At 57.6% G+C, this 14,385-nt stretch carries 29 protein-coding genes; all 29 read left to right on the forward strand.

What is annotated here, in order from left to right:
• Positions 1-333 (forward strand): EF-Tu C-terminal domain-related protein (locus BLV15_RS05040; RefSeq protein ID WP_090225232.1); only part of this gene is annotated, 333 nt, incomplete at its 5' end.
• Positions 334-479: 146 nt separating this feature from the next.
• Complete coding sequence (gene rpsJ / locus BLV15_RS05045) at positions 480-791, forward strand: 30S ribosomal protein S10 (protein WP_003463313.1); 312 nt, start codon at positions 480-482, stop codon at positions 789-791.
• Positions 792-873: 82 nt separating this feature from the next.
• Positions 874-1,509, forward strand: a complete 636-nt coding sequence (rplC, locus tag BLV15_RS05050) for a 50S ribosomal protein L3 (protein WP_090225233.1) — start codon at positions 874-876, stop codon at positions 1,507-1,509.
• A 14-nt stretch (positions 1,510-1,523) separates the two neighbouring features.
• Entirely contained in the window at positions 1,524-2,126 is a 603-nt protein-coding gene (gene rplD, locus BLV15_RS05055) for a 50S ribosomal protein L4 (RefSeq protein WP_090225234.1), read from the forward strand.
• Entirely contained in the window at positions 2,123-2,422 is a 300-nt protein-coding gene (rplW, locus tag BLV15_RS05060; RefSeq protein WP_090225235.1) for a 50S ribosomal protein L23, read from the forward strand. The genes rplD and rplW overlap by 4 nt, the downstream gene beginning before the upstream one ends.
• A gap of 11 nt (positions 2,423-2,433) precedes the next feature.
• Positions 2,434-3,255 carry a 50S ribosomal protein L2 gene (rplB, locus tag BLV15_RS05065; protein WP_090225237.1) on the forward strand — a complete coding sequence of 274 codons (822 nt, stop codon included), beginning with the start codon at positions 2,434-2,436 and terminating at the stop codon, positions 3,253-3,255.
• Positions 3,256-3,271: 16 nt separating this feature from the next.
• A complete protein-coding gene (gene rpsS / locus BLV15_RS05070) occupies positions 3,272-3,547 on the forward strand; it encodes a 30S ribosomal protein S19 (RefSeq protein WP_090225239.1) in 276 nt (91 codons plus the stop codon).
• A 13-nt stretch (positions 3,548-3,560) separates the two neighbouring features.
• Positions 3,561-3,893, forward strand: a complete 333-nt coding sequence (gene rplV / locus BLV15_RS05075) for a 50S ribosomal protein L22 (RefSeq protein ID WP_003103908.1) — start codon at positions 3,561-3,563, stop codon at positions 3,891-3,893.
• A 13-nt stretch (positions 3,894-3,906) separates the two neighbouring features.
• Positions 3,907-4,593 (forward strand): 30S ribosomal protein S3, encoded by a 687-nt coding sequence (gene rpsC, locus BLV15_RS05080; protein WP_090225240.1) that lies wholly within the window; start codon positions 3,907-3,909, stop codon positions 4,591-4,593.
• A gap of 12 nt (positions 4,594-4,605) precedes the next feature.
• Entirely contained in the window at positions 4,606-5,019 is a 414-nt protein-coding gene (rplP, locus tag BLV15_RS05085; RefSeq protein WP_021209374.1) for a 50S ribosomal protein L16, read from the forward strand.
• Positions 5,019-5,210 carry a 50S ribosomal protein L29 gene (rpmC, locus tag BLV15_RS05090; protein WP_090225242.1) on the forward strand — a complete coding sequence of 64 codons (192 nt, stop codon included), beginning with the start codon at positions 5,019-5,021 and terminating at the stop codon, positions 5,208-5,210. Before rplP ends, rpmC begins: the two co-directional genes overlap by 1 nt.
• 2 nt (positions 5,211-5,212) lie before the next feature.
• Positions 5,213-5,479 (forward strand): 30S ribosomal protein S17, encoded by a 267-nt coding sequence (rpsQ, locus tag BLV15_RS05095; protein ID WP_084339554.1) that lies wholly within the window; start codon positions 5,213-5,215, stop codon positions 5,477-5,479.
• 23 nt (positions 5,480-5,502) lie between these two features.
• A complete protein-coding gene (rplN, locus tag BLV15_RS05100) occupies positions 5,503-5,871 on the forward strand; it encodes a 50S ribosomal protein L14 (RefSeq protein ID WP_003289207.1) in 369 nt (122 codons plus the stop codon).
• A 12-nt stretch (positions 5,872-5,883) separates the two neighbouring features.
• Complete coding sequence (gene rplX, locus BLV15_RS05105; protein ID WP_090225244.1) at positions 5,884-6,198, forward strand: 50S ribosomal protein L24; 315 nt, start codon at positions 5,884-5,886, stop codon at positions 6,196-6,198.
• Between the two features lie 20 nt (positions 6,199-6,218).
• A complete protein-coding gene (gene rplE, locus BLV15_RS05110) occupies positions 6,219-6,758 on the forward strand; it encodes a 50S ribosomal protein L5 (protein ID WP_090225246.1) in 540 nt (179 codons plus the stop codon).
• A 12-nt stretch (positions 6,759-6,770) separates the two neighbouring features.
• The gene (gene rpsN / locus BLV15_RS05115; protein WP_090225251.1) at positions 6,771-7,076 is read left to right on the forward strand and encodes a 30S ribosomal protein S14; all 306 of its coding nucleotides are present in this window, start codon (positions 6,771-6,773) and stop codon (positions 7,074-7,076) included.
• 206 nt (positions 7,077-7,282) lie between these two features.
• On the forward strand, positions 7,283-7,675 hold the full coding sequence (gene rpsH / locus BLV15_RS05120; RefSeq protein ID WP_090225255.1) for a 30S ribosomal protein S8: 393 nt from the start codon (positions 7,283-7,285) through the stop codon (positions 7,673-7,675).
• Positions 7,676-7,688: 13 nt separating this feature from the next.
• Complete coding sequence (gene rplF / locus BLV15_RS05125) at positions 7,689-8,222, forward strand: 50S ribosomal protein L6 (RefSeq protein WP_090225257.1); 534 nt, start codon at positions 7,689-7,691, stop codon at positions 8,220-8,222.
• 10 nt (positions 8,223-8,232) lie between these two features.
• Positions 8,233-8,583, forward strand: a complete 351-nt coding sequence (gene rplR, locus BLV15_RS05130) for a 50S ribosomal protein L18 (RefSeq protein WP_090225259.1) — start codon at positions 8,233-8,235, stop codon at positions 8,581-8,583.
• Between the two features lie 3 nt (positions 8,584-8,586).
• Complete coding sequence (rpsE, locus tag BLV15_RS05135) at positions 8,587-9,114, forward strand: 30S ribosomal protein S5 (protein ID WP_090225260.1); 528 nt, start codon at positions 8,587-8,589, stop codon at positions 9,112-9,114.
• Between the two features lie 2 nt (positions 9,115-9,116).
• Entirely contained in the window at positions 9,117-9,293 is a 177-nt protein-coding gene (gene rpmD / locus BLV15_RS05140) for a 50S ribosomal protein L30 (protein ID WP_003186033.1), read from the forward strand.
• Between the two features lie 3 nt (positions 9,294-9,296).
• On the forward strand, positions 9,297-9,731 hold the full coding sequence (gene rplO, locus BLV15_RS05145; protein WP_090225262.1) for a 50S ribosomal protein L15: 435 nt from the start codon (positions 9,297-9,299) through the stop codon (positions 9,729-9,731).
• Positions 9,732-11,060: a preprotein translocase subunit SecY gene (secY, locus tag BLV15_RS05150; RefSeq protein WP_090225263.1), complete on the forward strand. Its 1,329-nt coding sequence runs from the start codon at positions 9,732-9,734 to the stop codon at positions 11,058-11,060.
• A 28-nt stretch (positions 11,061-11,088) separates the two neighbouring features.
• Positions 11,089-11,205: a 50S ribosomal protein L36 gene (gene rpmJ / locus BLV15_RS05155; RefSeq protein ID WP_003281814.1), complete on the forward strand. Its 117-nt coding sequence runs from the start codon at positions 11,089-11,091 to the stop codon at positions 11,203-11,205.
• A 130-nt stretch (positions 11,206-11,335) separates the two neighbouring features.
• A complete protein-coding gene (gene rpsM, locus BLV15_RS05160) occupies positions 11,336-11,692 on the forward strand; it encodes a 30S ribosomal protein S13 (RefSeq protein ID WP_090225265.1) in 357 nt (118 codons plus the stop codon).
• A 30-nt stretch (positions 11,693-11,722) separates the two neighbouring features.
• A complete protein-coding gene (rpsK, locus tag BLV15_RS05165) occupies positions 11,723-12,112 on the forward strand; it encodes a 30S ribosomal protein S11 (RefSeq protein WP_002555466.1) in 390 nt (129 codons plus the stop codon).
• Between the two features lie 16 nt (positions 12,113-12,128).
• A complete protein-coding gene (rpsD, locus tag BLV15_RS05170) occupies positions 12,129-12,749 on the forward strand; it encodes a 30S ribosomal protein S4 (protein WP_090225267.1) in 621 nt (206 codons plus the stop codon).
• 22 nt (positions 12,750-12,771) lie between these two features.
• Entirely contained in the window at positions 12,772-13,773 is a 1,002-nt protein-coding gene (locus tag BLV15_RS05175) for a DNA-directed RNA polymerase subunit alpha (protein WP_090225269.1), read from the forward strand.
• Positions 13,774-13,818: 45 nt separating this feature from the next.
• The gene (gene rplQ / locus BLV15_RS05180) at positions 13,819-14,205 is read left to right on the forward strand and encodes a 50S ribosomal protein L17 (protein ID WP_090225270.1); all 387 of its coding nucleotides are present in this window, start codon (positions 13,819-13,821) and stop codon (positions 14,203-14,205) included.
• Positions 14,206-14,385 lie beyond the last annotated feature (180 nt).

Below are 14,385 nucleotides of genomic sequence, written 5' to 3' on the forward strand. Positions count from 1 at the left end.
GAAGACGTCGAGCGTGGCCAGGTACTGGCCAAGCCGGGCACCATCAAGCCGCACACCAAGTTCGAAGCTGAAGTGTACGTGCTGAGCAAGGAAGAAGGCGGTCGTCACACCCCGTTCTTCAAAGGCTACCGTCCGCAGTTCTACTTCCGCACTACCGATGTAACCGGTAACTGCGAACTGCCGGAAGGCGTAGAGATGGTAATGCCGGGCGACAACATCAAGATGGTTGTCACCCTGATCGCTCCGATCGCCATGGAAGACGGCCTGCGCTTCGCGATTCGCGAAGGTGGTCGTACCGTTGGCGCCGGCGTGGTTGCCAAGATCATCGAGTAATCGACGGTCGCTGTGAAAAGGCCCCTTCGGGGGCCTTTTCTATTTGTTGATCATTTATTGACACCCCAAGAGTGCATCCGTACAATCACGCCTCCTTTTATCGGGCGTATTGCGCTCGGTGGGGAAGGCAACTTGGAGTCTGTCAAATGCAAAACCAACAAATCCGTATTCGGTTGAAGGCTTTTGACCATCGCCTGATTGATCAATCTACCCAGGAAATCGTGGAAACCGCGAAACGTACTGGTGCTCAGGTGCGTGGTCCGATTCCTCTGCCTACCCGTAAGGAGCGGTACACCGTTCTGGTTTCTCCGCACGTCAACAAAGACGCGCGCGACCAGTATGAAATTCGTACCCATAAGCGTGTGCTGGACATCGTTCAGCCGACGGACAAAACCGTCGACGCGCTGATGAAGCTCGATCTTGCGGCTGGCGTTGAAGTGCAGATCAGCCTCGGCTAACTCCCCTCGGAGCTAGTCGTGTAACGCTCTGAAATGGGCGGCCATAGCGGGTGAAAGCCCCGTACACTCATGAGGTTACAACATGACTATTGGTGTAATCGGTCGTAAGTGCGGCATGACCCGCATTTTCACCGAAGATGGTGTCTCCATTCCGGTCACGGTCATTGAGATCGAGCCGAATCGCGTCACCCAGTTCAAGAATGAAGAGAGCGATGGCTATCGCGCCGTGCAGGTAACTGTCGGTGAGCGTCGTGCCTCTCGCGTGACCAAGGCGCAAGCCGGTCACTTCGCCAAGGCGAACGTCGCTGCTGGTCGTGGCGTCTGGGAGTTCCGTCTTGAAGAAGGCGACTACCAGGCTGGTGATCAGATCAATGCTGAAATTTTCCAGGCGGGCCAACTGGTGGATGTCACTGGTCAGTCCAAGGGTAAAGGCTTTGCCGGTACCATCAAGCGCTGGAATTTCCGTGGTCAGGACAACACTCACGGTAACTCCGTATCCCACCGCGTCCCGGGCTCCATTGGCCAGTGCCAGACTCCTGGTCGTGTATTCAAGGGCAAGAAAATGTCCGGTCACATGGGCGCTGAGCGCGTGACCGTACAGTCCCTGGAAGTTGTGCGTGTCGATGCTGAACGTAATCTGCTGCTGGTCAAGGGTGCCGTTCCTGGCGCTACCGGCGGTGATGTCGTCGTGCGTCCGGCTGCCAAGGCTCGCGGTTAAGGGGGAATGCTGAGATGCAATTGAATGTAAATGGCGCTCAGGCGATCGAAGTTTCCGAAAGCACTTTCGGCGGCGAGTTCAACGAGACTCTGGTTCACCAGGCTGTCGTTGCCTATATGGCTGGTGGCCGTCAAGGCACTCGCGCACAGAAGACCCGCTCCGAGGTTCGCGGCGGTGGCAAGAAGCCGTGGCGTCAGAAGGGCACCGGTCGTGCTCGTGCTGGCACCATCCGCAGCCCCATCTGGCGCTCCGGTGGTACCACCTTCGCTGCCAAGCCGCAGGATCACTCGCAGAAGCTCAACAAGAAGATGTATCGCGCAGCTCTGCGCTCCATCCTCTCCGAGCTGGTGCGCTCCGAGCGTCTGGTCGTGGTTGAAGACTTCGCCGTCGATGCTCCGAAAACCAAAGGCCTGCTGAGCAAGCTGGATGGTCTGGGTCTGAACGACGTGCTGATCGTTACCGATGCACTCGACCAGAACCTGTACCTGGCTGCCCGCAACCTGCCGCACGTTGATGTGCGTGATGTCCAGGGTTCCGATCCGGTCAGCCTCATCGCCTACGACAAGGTGCTGATCACCGTGTCGGCCGTGAAGAAATTCGAGGAGCTGCTGGGATGAACCAGGAACGCGTATTCAAAGTGCTGCTTGGTCCGCACGTCTCCGAGAAAGCCACCGGGCTGGCGGACAGCAAGAGCCAATTCGTTTTCAAGGTTGCCACTGATGCAACCAAGCTGGAAATCAAGAAGGCCGTCGAAAGCCTGTTCAGCGTGAAAGTCGCCAAGGTCAGCACCCTGAATGTTCAGGGCAAGACCAAGCGCACTGCTCGCGGTCTGGGCAAGCGTAACGACTGGAAGAAGGCGTACATCGCTCTTCAGCCGGGCCAGGATCTCGATTTCGCCAACAGCGCTGAGTAAAGGGGTGCATCATGGCAATCGTTAAATGCAAACCGACTTCCGCTGGCCGCCGTTTCGTGGTCAAGGTTGTCAACCAGGACCTGCACAAAGGCGCGCCTTACGCTCCCCTGTTGGAGAAGAAGTCGAAGTCCGGCGGCCGTAACAACAACGGTCGCATCACTACCCGTCATATCGGTGGTGGTCACAAGCAGCATTACCGTCTCGTCGATTTTCGTCGCAACAAGGATGGCATTCCTGCCACCGTTGAGCGTATCGAATATGACCCTAACCGTACCGCGCACATCGCTCTGCTGCTCTACGCAGACGGCGAACGTCGTTACATCATCGCGCCGAAGGGCGTGAGCGCTGGCGACCAGCTGATCTCTGGTGCTCACGCGCCGATCAAGGCCGGTAACACCCTGCAGCTGCGCAACATTCCGGTCGGTTCCACCGTTCACGGTATCGAGCTGAAGCCGGGTAAAGGTGCTCAGATCGCGCGTTCCGCTGGTGCTTCGGCTCAGCTGGTTGCTCGTGAAGGTGTCTACGTAACGCTGCGTCTTCGCTCCGGCGAAATGCGCAAAGTGCTGTCGGAATGCCGTGCGACCCTGGGCGAAGTCTCGAACTCCGAGCACAGCCTGCGTTCGCTGGGTAAGGCCGGCGCCAAGCGCTGGCGTGGTGTTCGTCCGACCGTTCGCGGCGTGGCGATGAACCCGGTAGACCACCCGCACGGTGGTGGTGAAGGTCGTACCTCTGGTGGCCGTCATCCGGTGTCTCCATGGGGCTTCCCGACCAAGGGCGCGAAGACTCGTGCGAACAAGCGCACCGACAAAATGATCGTCCGCCGCCGCAAGTAACTAGAGGTATACGACTGTGCCACGTTCTCTGAAAAAAGGTCCTTTCATCGACCTTCACCTGTTGAAGAAAGTCGAAGTGGCGGCGGAAAAGAACGATCGCAAGCCGGTTAAAACCTGGTCGCGTCGCTCTATCATTCTGCCGCAAATGGTCGGTCTGACCATTGCTGTGCATAACGGTCGTCAACATGTCCCCGTTCTTGTGAACGAAGACATGGTCGGCCACAAACTGGGCGAGTTCGCCGGTACCCGCACTTATCGTGGGCACGCGGCTGACAAGAAAGCCAAGCGTTAAGGGGTAAGGAACGATGGAAGTAGCCGCTAAGCTGTCGGGCGCTCGAATCTCCGCCCAGAAAGCCCGCTTGGTCGCCGACCAGATCCGCGGGAAGAAGGTGGGCGAAGCGCTCAACCTCCTGGCTTTCAGTAGTAAGAAAGCTGCCGAGATCATGAAAAAAGTGCTGGAGTCGGCCGTAGCCAACGCCGAGCACAACGAAGGCGCTGACGTGGACGACCTCAAGGTCTCCACGGTCTTCGTCAACGAGGGGCGTTCGCTGAAGCGCATCATGCCGCGTGCCAAAGGCCGCGCTGATCGCATCGTCAAGCGGTCTTGCCATATCACTGTCAAGGTTGCGGACAAGTAACGGAGTCGTTCAGATGGGTCAGAAAGTACATCCCACTGGCATTCGCCTGGGAATCGTCAAGGAGCACACCTCCGTTTGGTATGCCGATAAGCGCACTTATGCCGATTATCTGCTCGCCGACCTGAAGGTTCGTGAGTACCTCCAAGACAAACTAAAAAGCGCGTCCGTAAGCCGTATCGATATTCATCGTCCGGCACAAACCGCACGCATCACCATCCACACCGCTCGCCCCGGCATCGTGATCGGCAAGAAAGGTGAAGATGTTGAGAAGCTGCGTCAGGACCTGACCAAGCAAATGGGTGTGCCCGTGCACATCAACATCGAAGAGATCCGCAAGCCGGAGCTCGACGGTATGCTGGTTGCACAGAGCGTTGCTCAGCAGCTGGAGCGTCGTGTGATGTTCCGTCGCGCCATGAAGCGCGCTGTACAGAACGCCATGCGTATTGGTGCCAAGGGCATCAAAATCCAAGTGAGCGGTCGTTTGGGCGGCGCAGAAATTGCCCGTACCGAGTGGTATCGCGAAGGTCGTGTGCCCCTGCACACCCTGCGTGCCGACATCGACTATGCCACGTACGAAGCGCACACCACTTATGGTGTGATCGGTGTGAAGGTTTGGATCTTCAAAGGCGAAGTGATTGGTGGTCGCCAAGAAGAACTGAAACCTCAAGCGCCCGCGCCTCGTAAAAAAGCCGCTAAGTAAGGAGTACGCCAAATGTTGCAACCAAAGCGTACGAAGTTCCGCAAGCAGATGACCGGTCACAACCGTGGTCTGGCTCAGCGCGGTAGCAAAGTCAGTTTCGGCGAGTTTGCTCTGAAGTCCGTAGCTCGTGGTCGTCTCACCGCTCGCCAGATCGAGTCCGCTCGCCGGGCCCTGACTCGTCACGTAAAACGTGGCGGCAAGATCTGGATCCGCGTTTTCCCCGACAAGCCTGTCACCAAGAAGCCCCTCGAAGTTCGTATGGGTAAAGGGAAGGGCAACGTCGAGTACTGGGTAGCCCAGATTCAGCCGGGCAAGGTGCTTTACGAGATCGAGGGTGTTTCCGAAGAGCTGGCGCGCGAAGCATTCGCCCTGGCTGCTGCAAAGCTGCCGCTCGCCACCTCCTTTGTTAAGCGGACGGTGATGTGATGAAAGCGAATGAACTTCGTGAACAATCGGTTCAGCAGCTGAACGAGCAACTGCTCGGCCTGCTGCGCGACCAGTTCAATCTGCGCATGCAGAAGGCAACTGGCCAGTTGGGGCAGTCTCACCTGCTCTCGCAAGTGAAGCGCGACATCGCTCGCGTGAAAACTGTGCTCAACCAGCAAGCAGGTAAGTGATCATGGCTGAAGCTCAGAAAACCGTCCGTACGCTGACCGGCCGTGTCGTCAGCGACAAGATGGACAAAACCATCACCGTCCTGATCGAGCGCCGCGTAAAGCACCCGATCTACGGTAAGTACGTCAAGCGTTCGACCAAGTTGCACGCTCACGATGAAACCAACCAGTGCCGTATCGGCGACAAGGTCACCATTCGCGAGACCCGTCCGCTGGCCAAGACTAAGTCTTGGATGCTGGTGGAAGTCGTCGAGCGCGCGGTGGAAGTCTAAGAGACTAAGGGTCGGAGAAAGGTATGATTCAGACTCAATCCATGCTCGATGTCGCCGATAACAGCGGCGCACGTCGCGTAATGTGCATCAAGGTGCTCGGCGGCTCGCATCGTCGCTATGCCGGTATCGGTGACATCATCAAGGTAACCGTGAAGGAAGCAATTCCTCGCGGCAAGGTGAAGAAAGGCCAAGTGATGACCGCTGTCGTGGTCCGCACTCGTCACGGCGTTCGTCGTCCGGATGGTTCCATCATCCGCTTCGACGGCAACGCGGCTGTTCTGCTGAACAACAAGCAGGAGCCGATCGGCACCCGTATCTTCGGGCCGGTGACTCGTGAACTTCGCTCTGAGAAGTTCATGAAGATCGTCTCGCTCGCCCCCGAAGTGCTGTAAGGAGAAGCCGTCATGCAAAAGATTCGTCGTGACGACGAGATCATCGTCATCGCCGGCAAAGACAAGGGCAAGCGTGGCAAGGTGCTCAAGGTTCTCGCTGACGACCGTCTGGTCGTTGGTGGGATCAACCTGGTGAAGCGCCATACCAAGCCGAACCCGATGTCGGGCGTACAAGGCGGTATCGTCGAGAAGGAGGCGCCTCTGCACGTCTCCAACGTCGCCATCTTCAATGCCGAAACCAACAAGGCTGACCGCGTTGGTTTCAAGGTAGAAGAAGGCAAGAAAATTCGTGTCTTCAAGTCGACCCAAAAAGCGGTCGATGCTTGAGCATCGCTAGGTAAATCACCATGGCACGACTGAAAGAGATTTATCGGAAGGAAATCGCGCCCAAGCTGAAAGAACAGCTTCAGCTGGCGAACGTGATGGAAGTTCCGCGCGTTACCAAAATCACCCTGAACATGGGTCTTGGCGAAGCGATCGGCGACAAGAAAGTCATCGAGCACGCTGTTGCCGACCTGGAGAAGATCACTGGCCAGAAAGCCATTGTTACCTACGCTCGCAAGTCGATCGCAGGTTTCAAGGTGCGCGAAGGCTGGCCGATCGGTATCAAGGTTACCCTGCGTCGCGATCGGATGTACGAATTCCTCGATCGTCTGCTCGCCATCTCCTTGCCGCGCGTGCGTGACTTCCGCGGCCTGAATGCCAAGTCCTTCGATGGTCGTGGCAACTACAGCATGGGCGTGAAAGAGCAGATCATCTTCCCGGAAATCGATTACGACAAAATCGATGCACTGCGCGGTCTGGACATCACCCTGACCACCACTGCCCGTACCGATGATGAAGGTCGTGCGCTGCTGCGCGCCTTCAACTTCCCGTTCCGCAACTGATTGGAGTAGGAAATGGCCAAACAGAGCATGAAAAACCGTGAGCTGAAGCGTCAGCAAACGGTAGCCAAGTACGCCAAGAAGCGTGCCGAGCTGAAAGCTACCATCGCCAATCCGAACACCAGTCCGGAAGCGCGTTGGGAAGCCCAGGTCGCCCTGCAGAAGCAGCCCCGTGACGCCAGCGCCTCGCGCCTGCGTAACCGCTGCCGTCTGACCGGTCGTCCGCATGGCGTGTACCGCAAGTTCGGCCTCGGCCGTAACATGCTGCGCCAGGCCGCCATGCGCGGTGACGTACCAGGTCTGGTCAAGGCTAGCTGGTAATCGAGCGCCGAATGAGCAGGCGGAGTTAACCAGATCCGCGCTTATTTGATCGCTTATTGAGTCAAGCCCCTTTTGGGGCTTGATTCGTTTATGAACAGTCTCTAGAATTGCCGGCTCGCCAGAGCCAGGGCTTTTGAATTGCCCCTTGGTTCTTGGTGACTAGTGAGCCGTAAGGCCGTTTTTCTTGTATTAGGAGCAACTAGCCCATGAGTATGCAGGACCCGTTAGCGGACATGCTAACTCGTATCCGTAATGCCCAGATGGCTGAGAAGACCGTCGTAAGCATGCCGTCTTCCACGCTGAAGGTGGCGGTAGCCAACGTTCTGAAGAGCGAGGGTTACATCACGGGTTTCCAGATCAGCAGCGATATCAAGCCGCAGCTGTCTATCGAGCTGAAGTACTTCGAAGGCCGTCCGGTCATCGAGGAGCTGAAGCGCGTCAGCCGTCCTGGCCTGCGCCAGTACAAATCCGTCGACCAGCTGCCGAAAGTTCGTGGCGGCCTGGGCGTTTCGATCGTCTCCACCAACAAAGGTGTGATGACTGATCGCGCTGCTCGCGCCGCTGGCGTTGGCGGCGAAGTGCTTTGCACTGTGTTTTAAGGGGGGGATAAGCATGTCTCGCGTTGCTAAGAACCCCGTCAAGCTGCCCGCTGGAGTTGAGATCAATCTCGCCGGTCAGCAGCTTTCGGTGAAGGGTGCCAAGGGCGCTCTCGAACTGAATGTGCATCCGTCCGTGGAAGTGCTGCAGGAATCCGGTGAGCTGCGTTTCGCTGCTCGCAATGGCGACCTGCAGAACAAAGCCATGGCCGGTACCACCCGTGCGTTGGTCAACAACATGGTAATTGGCGTTAGCCAAGGCTTCGAGCGCAAGCTCCAGCTGGTTGGTGTTGGTTACAAGGCGCAAGCCAAAGGTCAAGTGCTGTCCCTGGCTCTCGGCTTCTCGCACCCGGTGGATTATGAACTGCCGCAAGGCATCACCGCTGAAACCCCCAGCCAGACCGATATCCTGATCAAGGGTATCGACAAGCAACTGGTCGGTCAGGTGGCTGCAGAGATCCGCGACTTCCGTCCGCCAGAGCCTTACAAAGGCAAAGGCGTGCGTTACTCGGACGAAGTCGTCCGTCGTAAAGAAGCTAAGAAGAAGTAGGGCATAGCAAATGAGCGTAAAGAAAGAAACTCGTCTGCGTCGCGCTCGCAAGGCACGCCTGAAGATGCGCGAGCTGGAAACCGTACGCCTTTGTGTGTACCGCTCTTCCCAGCACATCTACGCCCAGGTCCTTTCGGCCGACGGCGGCAAGGTCCTGGCCAGCGCTTCGACCTTGGACAAAGAACTGCGTGACGCTGCCACCGGCAATGTCGACGCGGCCAAGAAGGTCGGTCTGTTGGTTGCCGAGCGTGCGAAAGCCGCTGGCGTCACCCAGGTAGCGTTCGATCGTTCTGGCTTCAAGTACCACGGCCGCGTCAAGGCGCTGGCTGATGCTGCTCGTGAAGGCGGGCTGGAGTTCTAAGTTATGGCAAATAACGAGCAAAGACGCGATCGCGATAATCGCGACGACAGTCGCGACGAAGGCTACGTCGAAAAACTGGTGCAGGTTAACCGCGTCGCCAAGACCGTGAAGGGTGGTCGTATCTTCACCTTCACCGCTCTGACCGTCGTTGGTGATGGCAAGGGTCGTGTCGGCTTCGGTCGTGGCAAGTCCCGTGAAGTACCTGCTGCTATCCAGAAAGCGATGGAAGCTGCGCGTCGTAACATGATCCAAGTCGATCTGAACGGCACCACCCTGCAGTACGCGATCAAGTCCGCACATGGCGCCTCCAAGGTGTTCATGCAGCCGGCTTCTGAAGGTACCGGGATCATCGCCGGCGGCGCCATGCGTGCCGTGCTGGAAGTGGCCGGTGTGCAGAACGTTCTGGCCAAGTGCTATGGCTCGACAAACCCGGTGAACGTGGTTCATGCCACCTTCAAGGGTCTGAAGACCATGCAATCCCCTTCGTCCATTGCTGCCAAGCGCGGCAAGAGCGTTGAGGAGATCTTCTGATCATGGCTACCGTAAAAGTTACGCTGATCAAAAGCATGACCGGCCGTATCCCCAACCACAAACTGTGCGTTAAGGGTCTGGGTCTGCGTCGCATCGGTCACACTGTAGAAGTCCTGGATACTCCCGAAAATCGCGGGATGATCAACAAGGCTTATTACATGCTGCGCGTCGAGGGTTAATCGATGAAACTCAATGATCTGAGTCCAGCGCCGGGTTCCCGTCGCGAAAAGCATCGTCCGGGCCGTGGGATCGGTAGCGGTTTGGGCAAGACCGGTGGCCGTGGCCACAAGGGTCAGACCTCCCGCTCCGGTGGCACCATCGCTCCTGGCTTTGAAGGCGGTCAACAGCCGCTGCATCGCCGTCTGCCGAAGTTCGGTTTCGTTTCGCTGAAAGCCATGGATCGCGCAGAAGTGCGTACGTCCGAGCTGGCCAAAGTGGAAGGCGATATCGTGACTCTGCAGTCGCTCAAGGATGCCAACGTCATCAACCAAAGCGTTCAGCGTGTGAAAATCATGCTGTCCGGTGACGTTGCTCGCGCTGTCACCCTGAAAGGCATCGCCGCCACCAAGGGTGCGCGTGCGGCCATCGAAGCAGCTGGCGGCAAATTCGAGGACTAAATGGCTAAGCAAGGTGCTCTCTCTGCGCTCAGCAATGGCGGGTTGTCCGAACTCTGGGCTCGGCTGCGCTTCCTGTTCCTGGCGATCATCGTCTATCGGATAGGGGCGCACATCCCAGTGCCGGGTATCAATCCGGACCGGCTGGCGGATCTGTTTCGGCAGAATGAGGGGACCATTCTTAGCTTGTTCAACATGTTTTCCGGCGGCGCGCTGGAGCGGATGAGCATCTTTGCGTTGGGGATCATGCCGTACATCTCGGCATCGATCATCATGCAGCTGATGACCGCCGTCAGCCCGCAGCTGGAGCAGTTGAAGAAGGAAGGTGAGGCTGGTCGACGCAAGATCAGCCAATACACCCGCTATGGCGCTCTGGTGCTGGCGATTGTTCAGGCCATCGGCATGTCCGTTGGTCTTGCCAGTCAGGGCGTGGCGTTCTCGATCGATTTCGGCTTCTACTTCGTGGCTGTCTCCACCTTCGTGGCGGGGGCGATGTTCATGATGTGGCTGGGTGAGCAGATCACCGAGCGCGGCGTGGGTAACGGTATCTCGATGCTGATTTTCTCTGGCATCGTCGCCGGCCTGCCGCGTGCGATCGGGCAGTCCTTCGAGTCGGCCAGGCAGGGCGATATCAATATCATCGCGTTGCTGGCCGTCGGTTTGCTAGCGGTGGCGATCATCGGTTTCGTGGTGTTCATCGAACGTGGTCAGCGTCGTATTGCAGTGCACTACGCGAAGCGTCAGCAGGGCCGCAAGGTCTTCGCTGCGCAGACCAGCCACTTACCGTTGAAAGTAAACATGGCGGGCGTTATTCCGGCCATTTTCGCCAGCAGTATCCTGCTGTTCCCGGCCTCGCTGGGGCAGTGGTTCGGCCAGTCCAGCAACATGAGCTGGTTGCAGGATATCTCGCAGGCGATCGCTCCTGGTCAGCCGTTGAACATTCTGCTGTTTAGTGCAGGGATCATCTTCTTCTGCTTCTTCTACACGGCATTGATGTTCAACCCGAAAGACGTAGCGGAAAACCTGAAGAAGTCCGGTGCCTTTATTCCGGGTATCCGTCCGGGCGAGCAGTCGGCGCGCTATATCGATGGCGTTCTGACCCGCTTGACCATGTTCGGTGCTCTGTACATGACGGCCGTGTGCCTGCTGCCCCAGTTCCTGGTGGTGGCTGCCAACGTACCGTTCTACCTTGGCGGGACTTCGTTGCTGATCGTTGTTGTGGTTGTCATGGACTTTATGGCCCAAGTGCAATCCCACCTCGTTTCGCACCAGTACGAATCCCTGATGAAGAAAGCCAACCTGAAGGGCTATGGCGGCGGAATGCTCCGCTGATACGTCCGTAAGGTTCGAGGAGTTGGTGATGAAAGTTCGTGCATCGGTGAAAAAGCTGTGCCGCAACTGCAAAATCATTCGTCGCGACGGTGTCGTGCGCGTGATCTGCAGCGCGGAGCCGCGTCACAAGCAGCGCCAAGGCTGAGTGACCTGAGCGTCGATAACCCGGCAGCTAGTGCGCTGTCGGGTTGCTTATTTGTTATTACAGCGCTAATATCTCGCGCCCTTTTCTTGGCTTCCGGGGCGTAGGTAGCTGTCAATTGGAGTTCCACTGAATGGCCCGTATTGCAGGCGTCAACATTCCAGATAACAAGCATACTGTTATCTCGCTGACCTACATCTACGGTGTTGGTCGCACCACGGCGCAAACCATTTGCGCCACCACCGGGGTCAACCCGGCGGCAAAGATCAAAGATCTGTCCGACGAGCAGATCGAACAGCTGCGTGGCGAAGTTGCAAAGCTCACCACTGAAGGTGACCTGCGCCGCGAAATCAACATGAACATCAAGCGTCTGATGGACCTGGGTTGCTATCGCGGCCTGCGTCACCGTCGCGGCTTGCCGGTTCGTGGTCAGCGTACCAAGACCAACGCCCGTACCCGCAAGGGTCCGCGTAAGCCGATCCGCAAGTAATTGCGCCCGCGAATCGACAGGAATTAAGTCATGGCTAAGCCAGCTGCTCGTCCTCGTAAAAAAGTCAAAAAGACAGTGGTTGATGGGATCGCCCACATCCACGCGTCTTTCAACAACACCATCGTTACCATCACTGACCGTCAGGGCAACGCGTTGTCCTGGGCTACTTCCGGGGGCTCGGGTTTCCGTGGCTCGCGTAAGAGCACTCCGTTCGCCGCCCAGGTGGCAGCAGAACGCGCAGGTCAAGCTGCTCTGGAATACGGTCTGAAAAACCTTGACGTCAACGTCAAAGGCCCTGGCCCCGGTCGTGAGTCCGCTGTGCGCGCACTCAATGGCTGCGGTTACAAAATCGCCAGCATCACCGACGTGACGCCCATCCCGCATAACGGATGCCGTCCGCCGAAGAAGCGTCGCGTGTAATAGGAGACAGTGAGAAATGGCTCGTTACATTGGTCCCAAATGCAAACTGTCCCGTCGTGAAGGCACTGATCTCTTCCTGAAGAGTGGTGCGCGCGCGCTTGAATCGAAATGCAATATCGAGCAACCGCCGGGCGTTCACGGCCAGCGCCGTGGTCGTCTGTCCGACTACGGTACCCAGCTGCGCGAGAAGCAGAAAGTTCGTCGTATCTACGGTGTACTTGAGCGTCAGTTCAGCGGTTACTACAAGGAAGCTGCCGGTCGTAAAGGCGCTACCGGTGAGAACCTCCTGCAACTGCTCGAGTGCCGTCTGGATAACGTCGTCTATCGCATGGGCTTCGGTTCCACCCGTTCCGAATCCCGCCAGCTGGTTTCGCACAAAGCGATCAGCATCAACGGTAAAACGGTAAACATCCCGTCCTTCCAGGTTCGCCCGGGTGACGTGGTAGCCGTTCGCGAGAAGTCGAAGAATCAGCTGCGCATCGTTCAAGCGCTCGATCTGTGCGCTCAGCGCGGTCGCGTCGAGTGGGTCGAAGTGGACACCGAGAAAAAGACTGGCGTATTCAAGAATGTGCCGGCTCGTAGTGATCTGTCCGCCGACATCAACGAAAACCTGATTGTCGAGCTCTACTCCAAGTAAGGGCTAGAAAATAGGTGTATCCATGCAGAGTTCGGTAAATGAGTTCCTGACCCCCCGCCATATCGATGTGCAGGTGGTCAGTTCGACCCGCGCCAAGATCACGCTCGAGCCTCTCGAGCGCGGTTTCGGCCATACCCTGGGCAACGCGCTGCGTCGCATCCTGTTGTCCTCCATGCCCGGCTGTGCAGTCGTCGAGGCCGAGATCGATGGCGTACTCCATGAGTACAGTGCCATCGAAGGTGTGCAGGAAGACGTCATCGAGATCCTGCTCAACCTGAAAGGCCTCGCGATCAAGCTGCACGGCCGTGACGAAGTCACGCTGAACCTGAGCAAGAAGGGTTCGGGCGCGGTCACTGCTGCCGATATTCAGCTGGATCACGATGTCGAGATCGTCAATGGCGACCATGTGATCGCCAACCTGGCGTCCAATGGCGCACTGAACATGAAGCTGAAAATCGCTCGTGGTCGCGGCTATGAGCCCGCCGACTCGCGTCAGAGCGATGAAGATGAAAGCCGCAGCATTGGTCGCTTGCAGCTCGACTCTTCGTTCAGCCCGGTTCGCCGTGTTGCCTACGTTGTCGAAAACGCTCGCGTCGAGCAGCGTACCAACCTGGACAAGCTGGTCATCGATCTGGAAACCAACGGTACCCTGGACCCTGAAGAGGCCATCCGTCGTGCCGCGACCATCCTGCAGCAGCAGCTGGCCGCGTTCGTGGACCTCAAGGGTGACAGCGAGCCTGTTGTTGTGGAGCAGGAAGACGAGATCGATCCGATCCTGCTGCGCCCGGTCGACGACCTGGAGCTGACCGTGCGTTCGGCCAACTGCCTCAAGGCGGAGAACATCTACTACATCGGTGATCTGATCCAGCGCACCGAAGTCGAGCTGTTGAAAACTCCGAACCTGGGCAAGAAGTCCCTGACCGAGATCAAGGACGTTCTGGCTTCCCGCGGTCTGTCCCTCGGTATGCGCCTCGATAACTGGCCGCCGGCAAGTCTGAAGAAGGACGACAAGGCTACTGCCTGATCGTCCGTAATCACCGAACCGAAAGTTTGGTAAGGAATTTCAATCATGCGTCATCGTAAAAGTGGCCGTCACCTGAGCCGCACCAGCGCCCACCGCAAGGCCATGTTCCAGAACATGGCGGTGTCGCTGTTCGAGCACGAACTGATCAAAACCACCCTGCCGAAAGCCAAGGAACTGCGTCGCGTTGCCGAGCCGCTGATCACCCTGGCCAAGGAAGACAGCGTGGCTAACCGTCGCCTGGCATTCGACCGTACTCGCTCGAAAGCCATCGTCGGCAAACTGTTCAACGATCTGGGCAAGCGCTACGCCAACCGTCAAGGTGGTTACCTGCGCATCCTCAAGTGCGGCTTTCGCGCTGGGGACAACGCTCCGATGGCCTACGTCGAGCTGGTGGACCGTCAGTCCGCCGGTGAAGCTGTAGCTGCCGAGTAAGCAGTTGCACGATCGATCCATTCGGTCGCAGTAGCGTCCGGATGATCCAGTAAACGCCCCGACTTGCTCGGGGCGTTTGCTTTTGGGGTCCTGAAAGATCGCGTCATTGGTTGAGTCTATTGACCTTAGACAACCAATGAATTTGAGCCGCATTTAGCGCCCTCCCATACTTATCCCCAA

It is taken from the genome of Pseudomonas kuykendallii (assembly GCF_900106975.1).
Classification (GTDB): domain Bacteria; phylum Pseudomonadota; class Gammaproteobacteria; order Pseudomonadales; family Pseudomonadaceae; genus Pseudomonas_O; species Pseudomonas_O kuykendallii.

Coding starts and splice junctions, on each gene's coding strand:
- rpsN (WP_090225251.1), top strand. CDS start 6,771: ATGGCCAAACAGAGCATGAAAAACCGTGAGCTGAAGCGTCAGCAAACG.
- rplQ (WP_090225270.1), top strand. CDS start 13,819: ATGCGTCATCGTAAAAGTGGCCGTCACCTGAGCCGCACCAGCGCCCAC.
- rplP (WP_021209374.1), top strand. CDS start 4,606: ATGTTGCAACCAAAGCGTACGAAGTTCCGCAAGCAGATGACCGGTCAC.
- rplE (WP_090225246.1), top strand. CDS start 6,219: ATGGCACGACTGAAAGAGATTTATCGGAAGGAAATCGCGCCCAAGCTG.
- rpsD (WP_090225267.1), top strand. CDS start 12,129: ATGGCTCGTTACATTGGTCCCAAATGCAAACTGTCCCGTCGTGAAGGC.
- rpsC (WP_090225240.1), top strand. CDS start 3,907: ATGGGTCAGAAAGTACATCCCACTGGCATTCGCCTGGGAATCGTCAAG.
- rpmD (WP_003186033.1), top strand. CDS start 9,117: ATGGCTACCGTAAAAGTTACGCTGATCAAAAGCATGACCGGCCGTATC.
- rplR (WP_090225259.1), top strand. CDS start 8,233: ATGAGCGTAAAGAAAGAAACTCGTCTGCGTCGCGCTCGCAAGGCACGC.
- rplO (WP_090225262.1), top strand. CDS start 9,297: ATGAAACTCAATGATCTGAGTCCAGCGCCGGGTTCCCGTCGCGAAAAG.
- rpsQ (WP_084339554.1), top strand. CDS start 5,213: ATGGCTGAAGCTCAGAAAACCGTCCGTACGCTGACCGGCCGTGTCGTC.
- rpsK (WP_002555466.1), top strand. CDS start 11,723: ATGGCTAAGCCAGCTGCTCGTCCTCGTAAAAAAGTCAAAAAGACAGTG.
- rpsH (WP_090225255.1), top strand. CDS start 7,283: ATGAGTATGCAGGACCCGTTAGCGGACATGCTAACTCGTATCCGTAAT.
- rplB (WP_090225237.1), top strand. CDS start 2,434: ATGGCAATCGTTAAATGCAAACCGACTTCCGCTGGCCGCCGTTTCGTG.
- rplX (WP_090225244.1), top strand. CDS start 5,884: ATGCAAAAGATTCGTCGTGACGACGAGATCATCGTCATCGCCGGCAAA.
- secY (WP_090225263.1), top strand. CDS start 9,732: ATGGCTAAGCAAGGTGCTCTCTCTGCGCTCAGCAATGGCGGGTTGTCC.
- rplV (WP_003103908.1), top strand. CDS start 3,561: ATGGAAGTAGCCGCTAAGCTGTCGGGCGCTCGAATCTCCGCCCAGAAA.
- BLV15_RS05175 (WP_090225269.1), top strand. CDS start 12,772: ATGCAGAGTTCGGTAAATGAGTTCCTGACCCCCCGCCATATCGATGTG.
- rpsJ (WP_003463313.1), top strand. CDS start 480: ATGCAAAACCAACAAATCCGTATTCGGTTGAAGGCTTTTGACCATCGC.
- rplN (WP_003289207.1), top strand. CDS start 5,503: ATGATTCAGACTCAATCCATGCTCGATGTCGCCGATAACAGCGGCGCA.
- rplW (WP_090225235.1), top strand. CDS start 2,123: ATGAACCAGGAACGCGTATTCAAAGTGCTGCTTGGTCCGCACGTCTCC.
- rpmJ (WP_003281814.1), top strand. CDS start 11,089: ATGAAAGTTCGTGCATCGGTGAAAAAGCTGTGCCGCAACTGCAAAATC.
- rplC (WP_090225233.1), top strand. CDS start 874: ATGACTATTGGTGTAATCGGTCGTAAGTGCGGCATGACCCGCATTTTC.
- rplF (WP_090225257.1), top strand. CDS start 7,689: ATGTCTCGCGTTGCTAAGAACCCCGTCAAGCTGCCCGCTGGAGTTGAG.
- rpmC (WP_090225242.1), top strand. CDS start 5,019: ATGAAAGCGAATGAACTTCGTGAACAATCGGTTCAGCAGCTGAACGAG.
- rpsE (WP_090225260.1), top strand. CDS start 8,587: ATGGCAAATAACGAGCAAAGACGCGATCGCGATAATCGCGACGACAGT.
- rplD (WP_090225234.1), top strand. CDS start 1,524: ATGCAATTGAATGTAAATGGCGCTCAGGCGATCGAAGTTTCCGAAAGC.
- rpsM (WP_090225265.1), top strand. CDS start 11,336: ATGGCCCGTATTGCAGGCGTCAACATTCCAGATAACAAGCATACTGTT.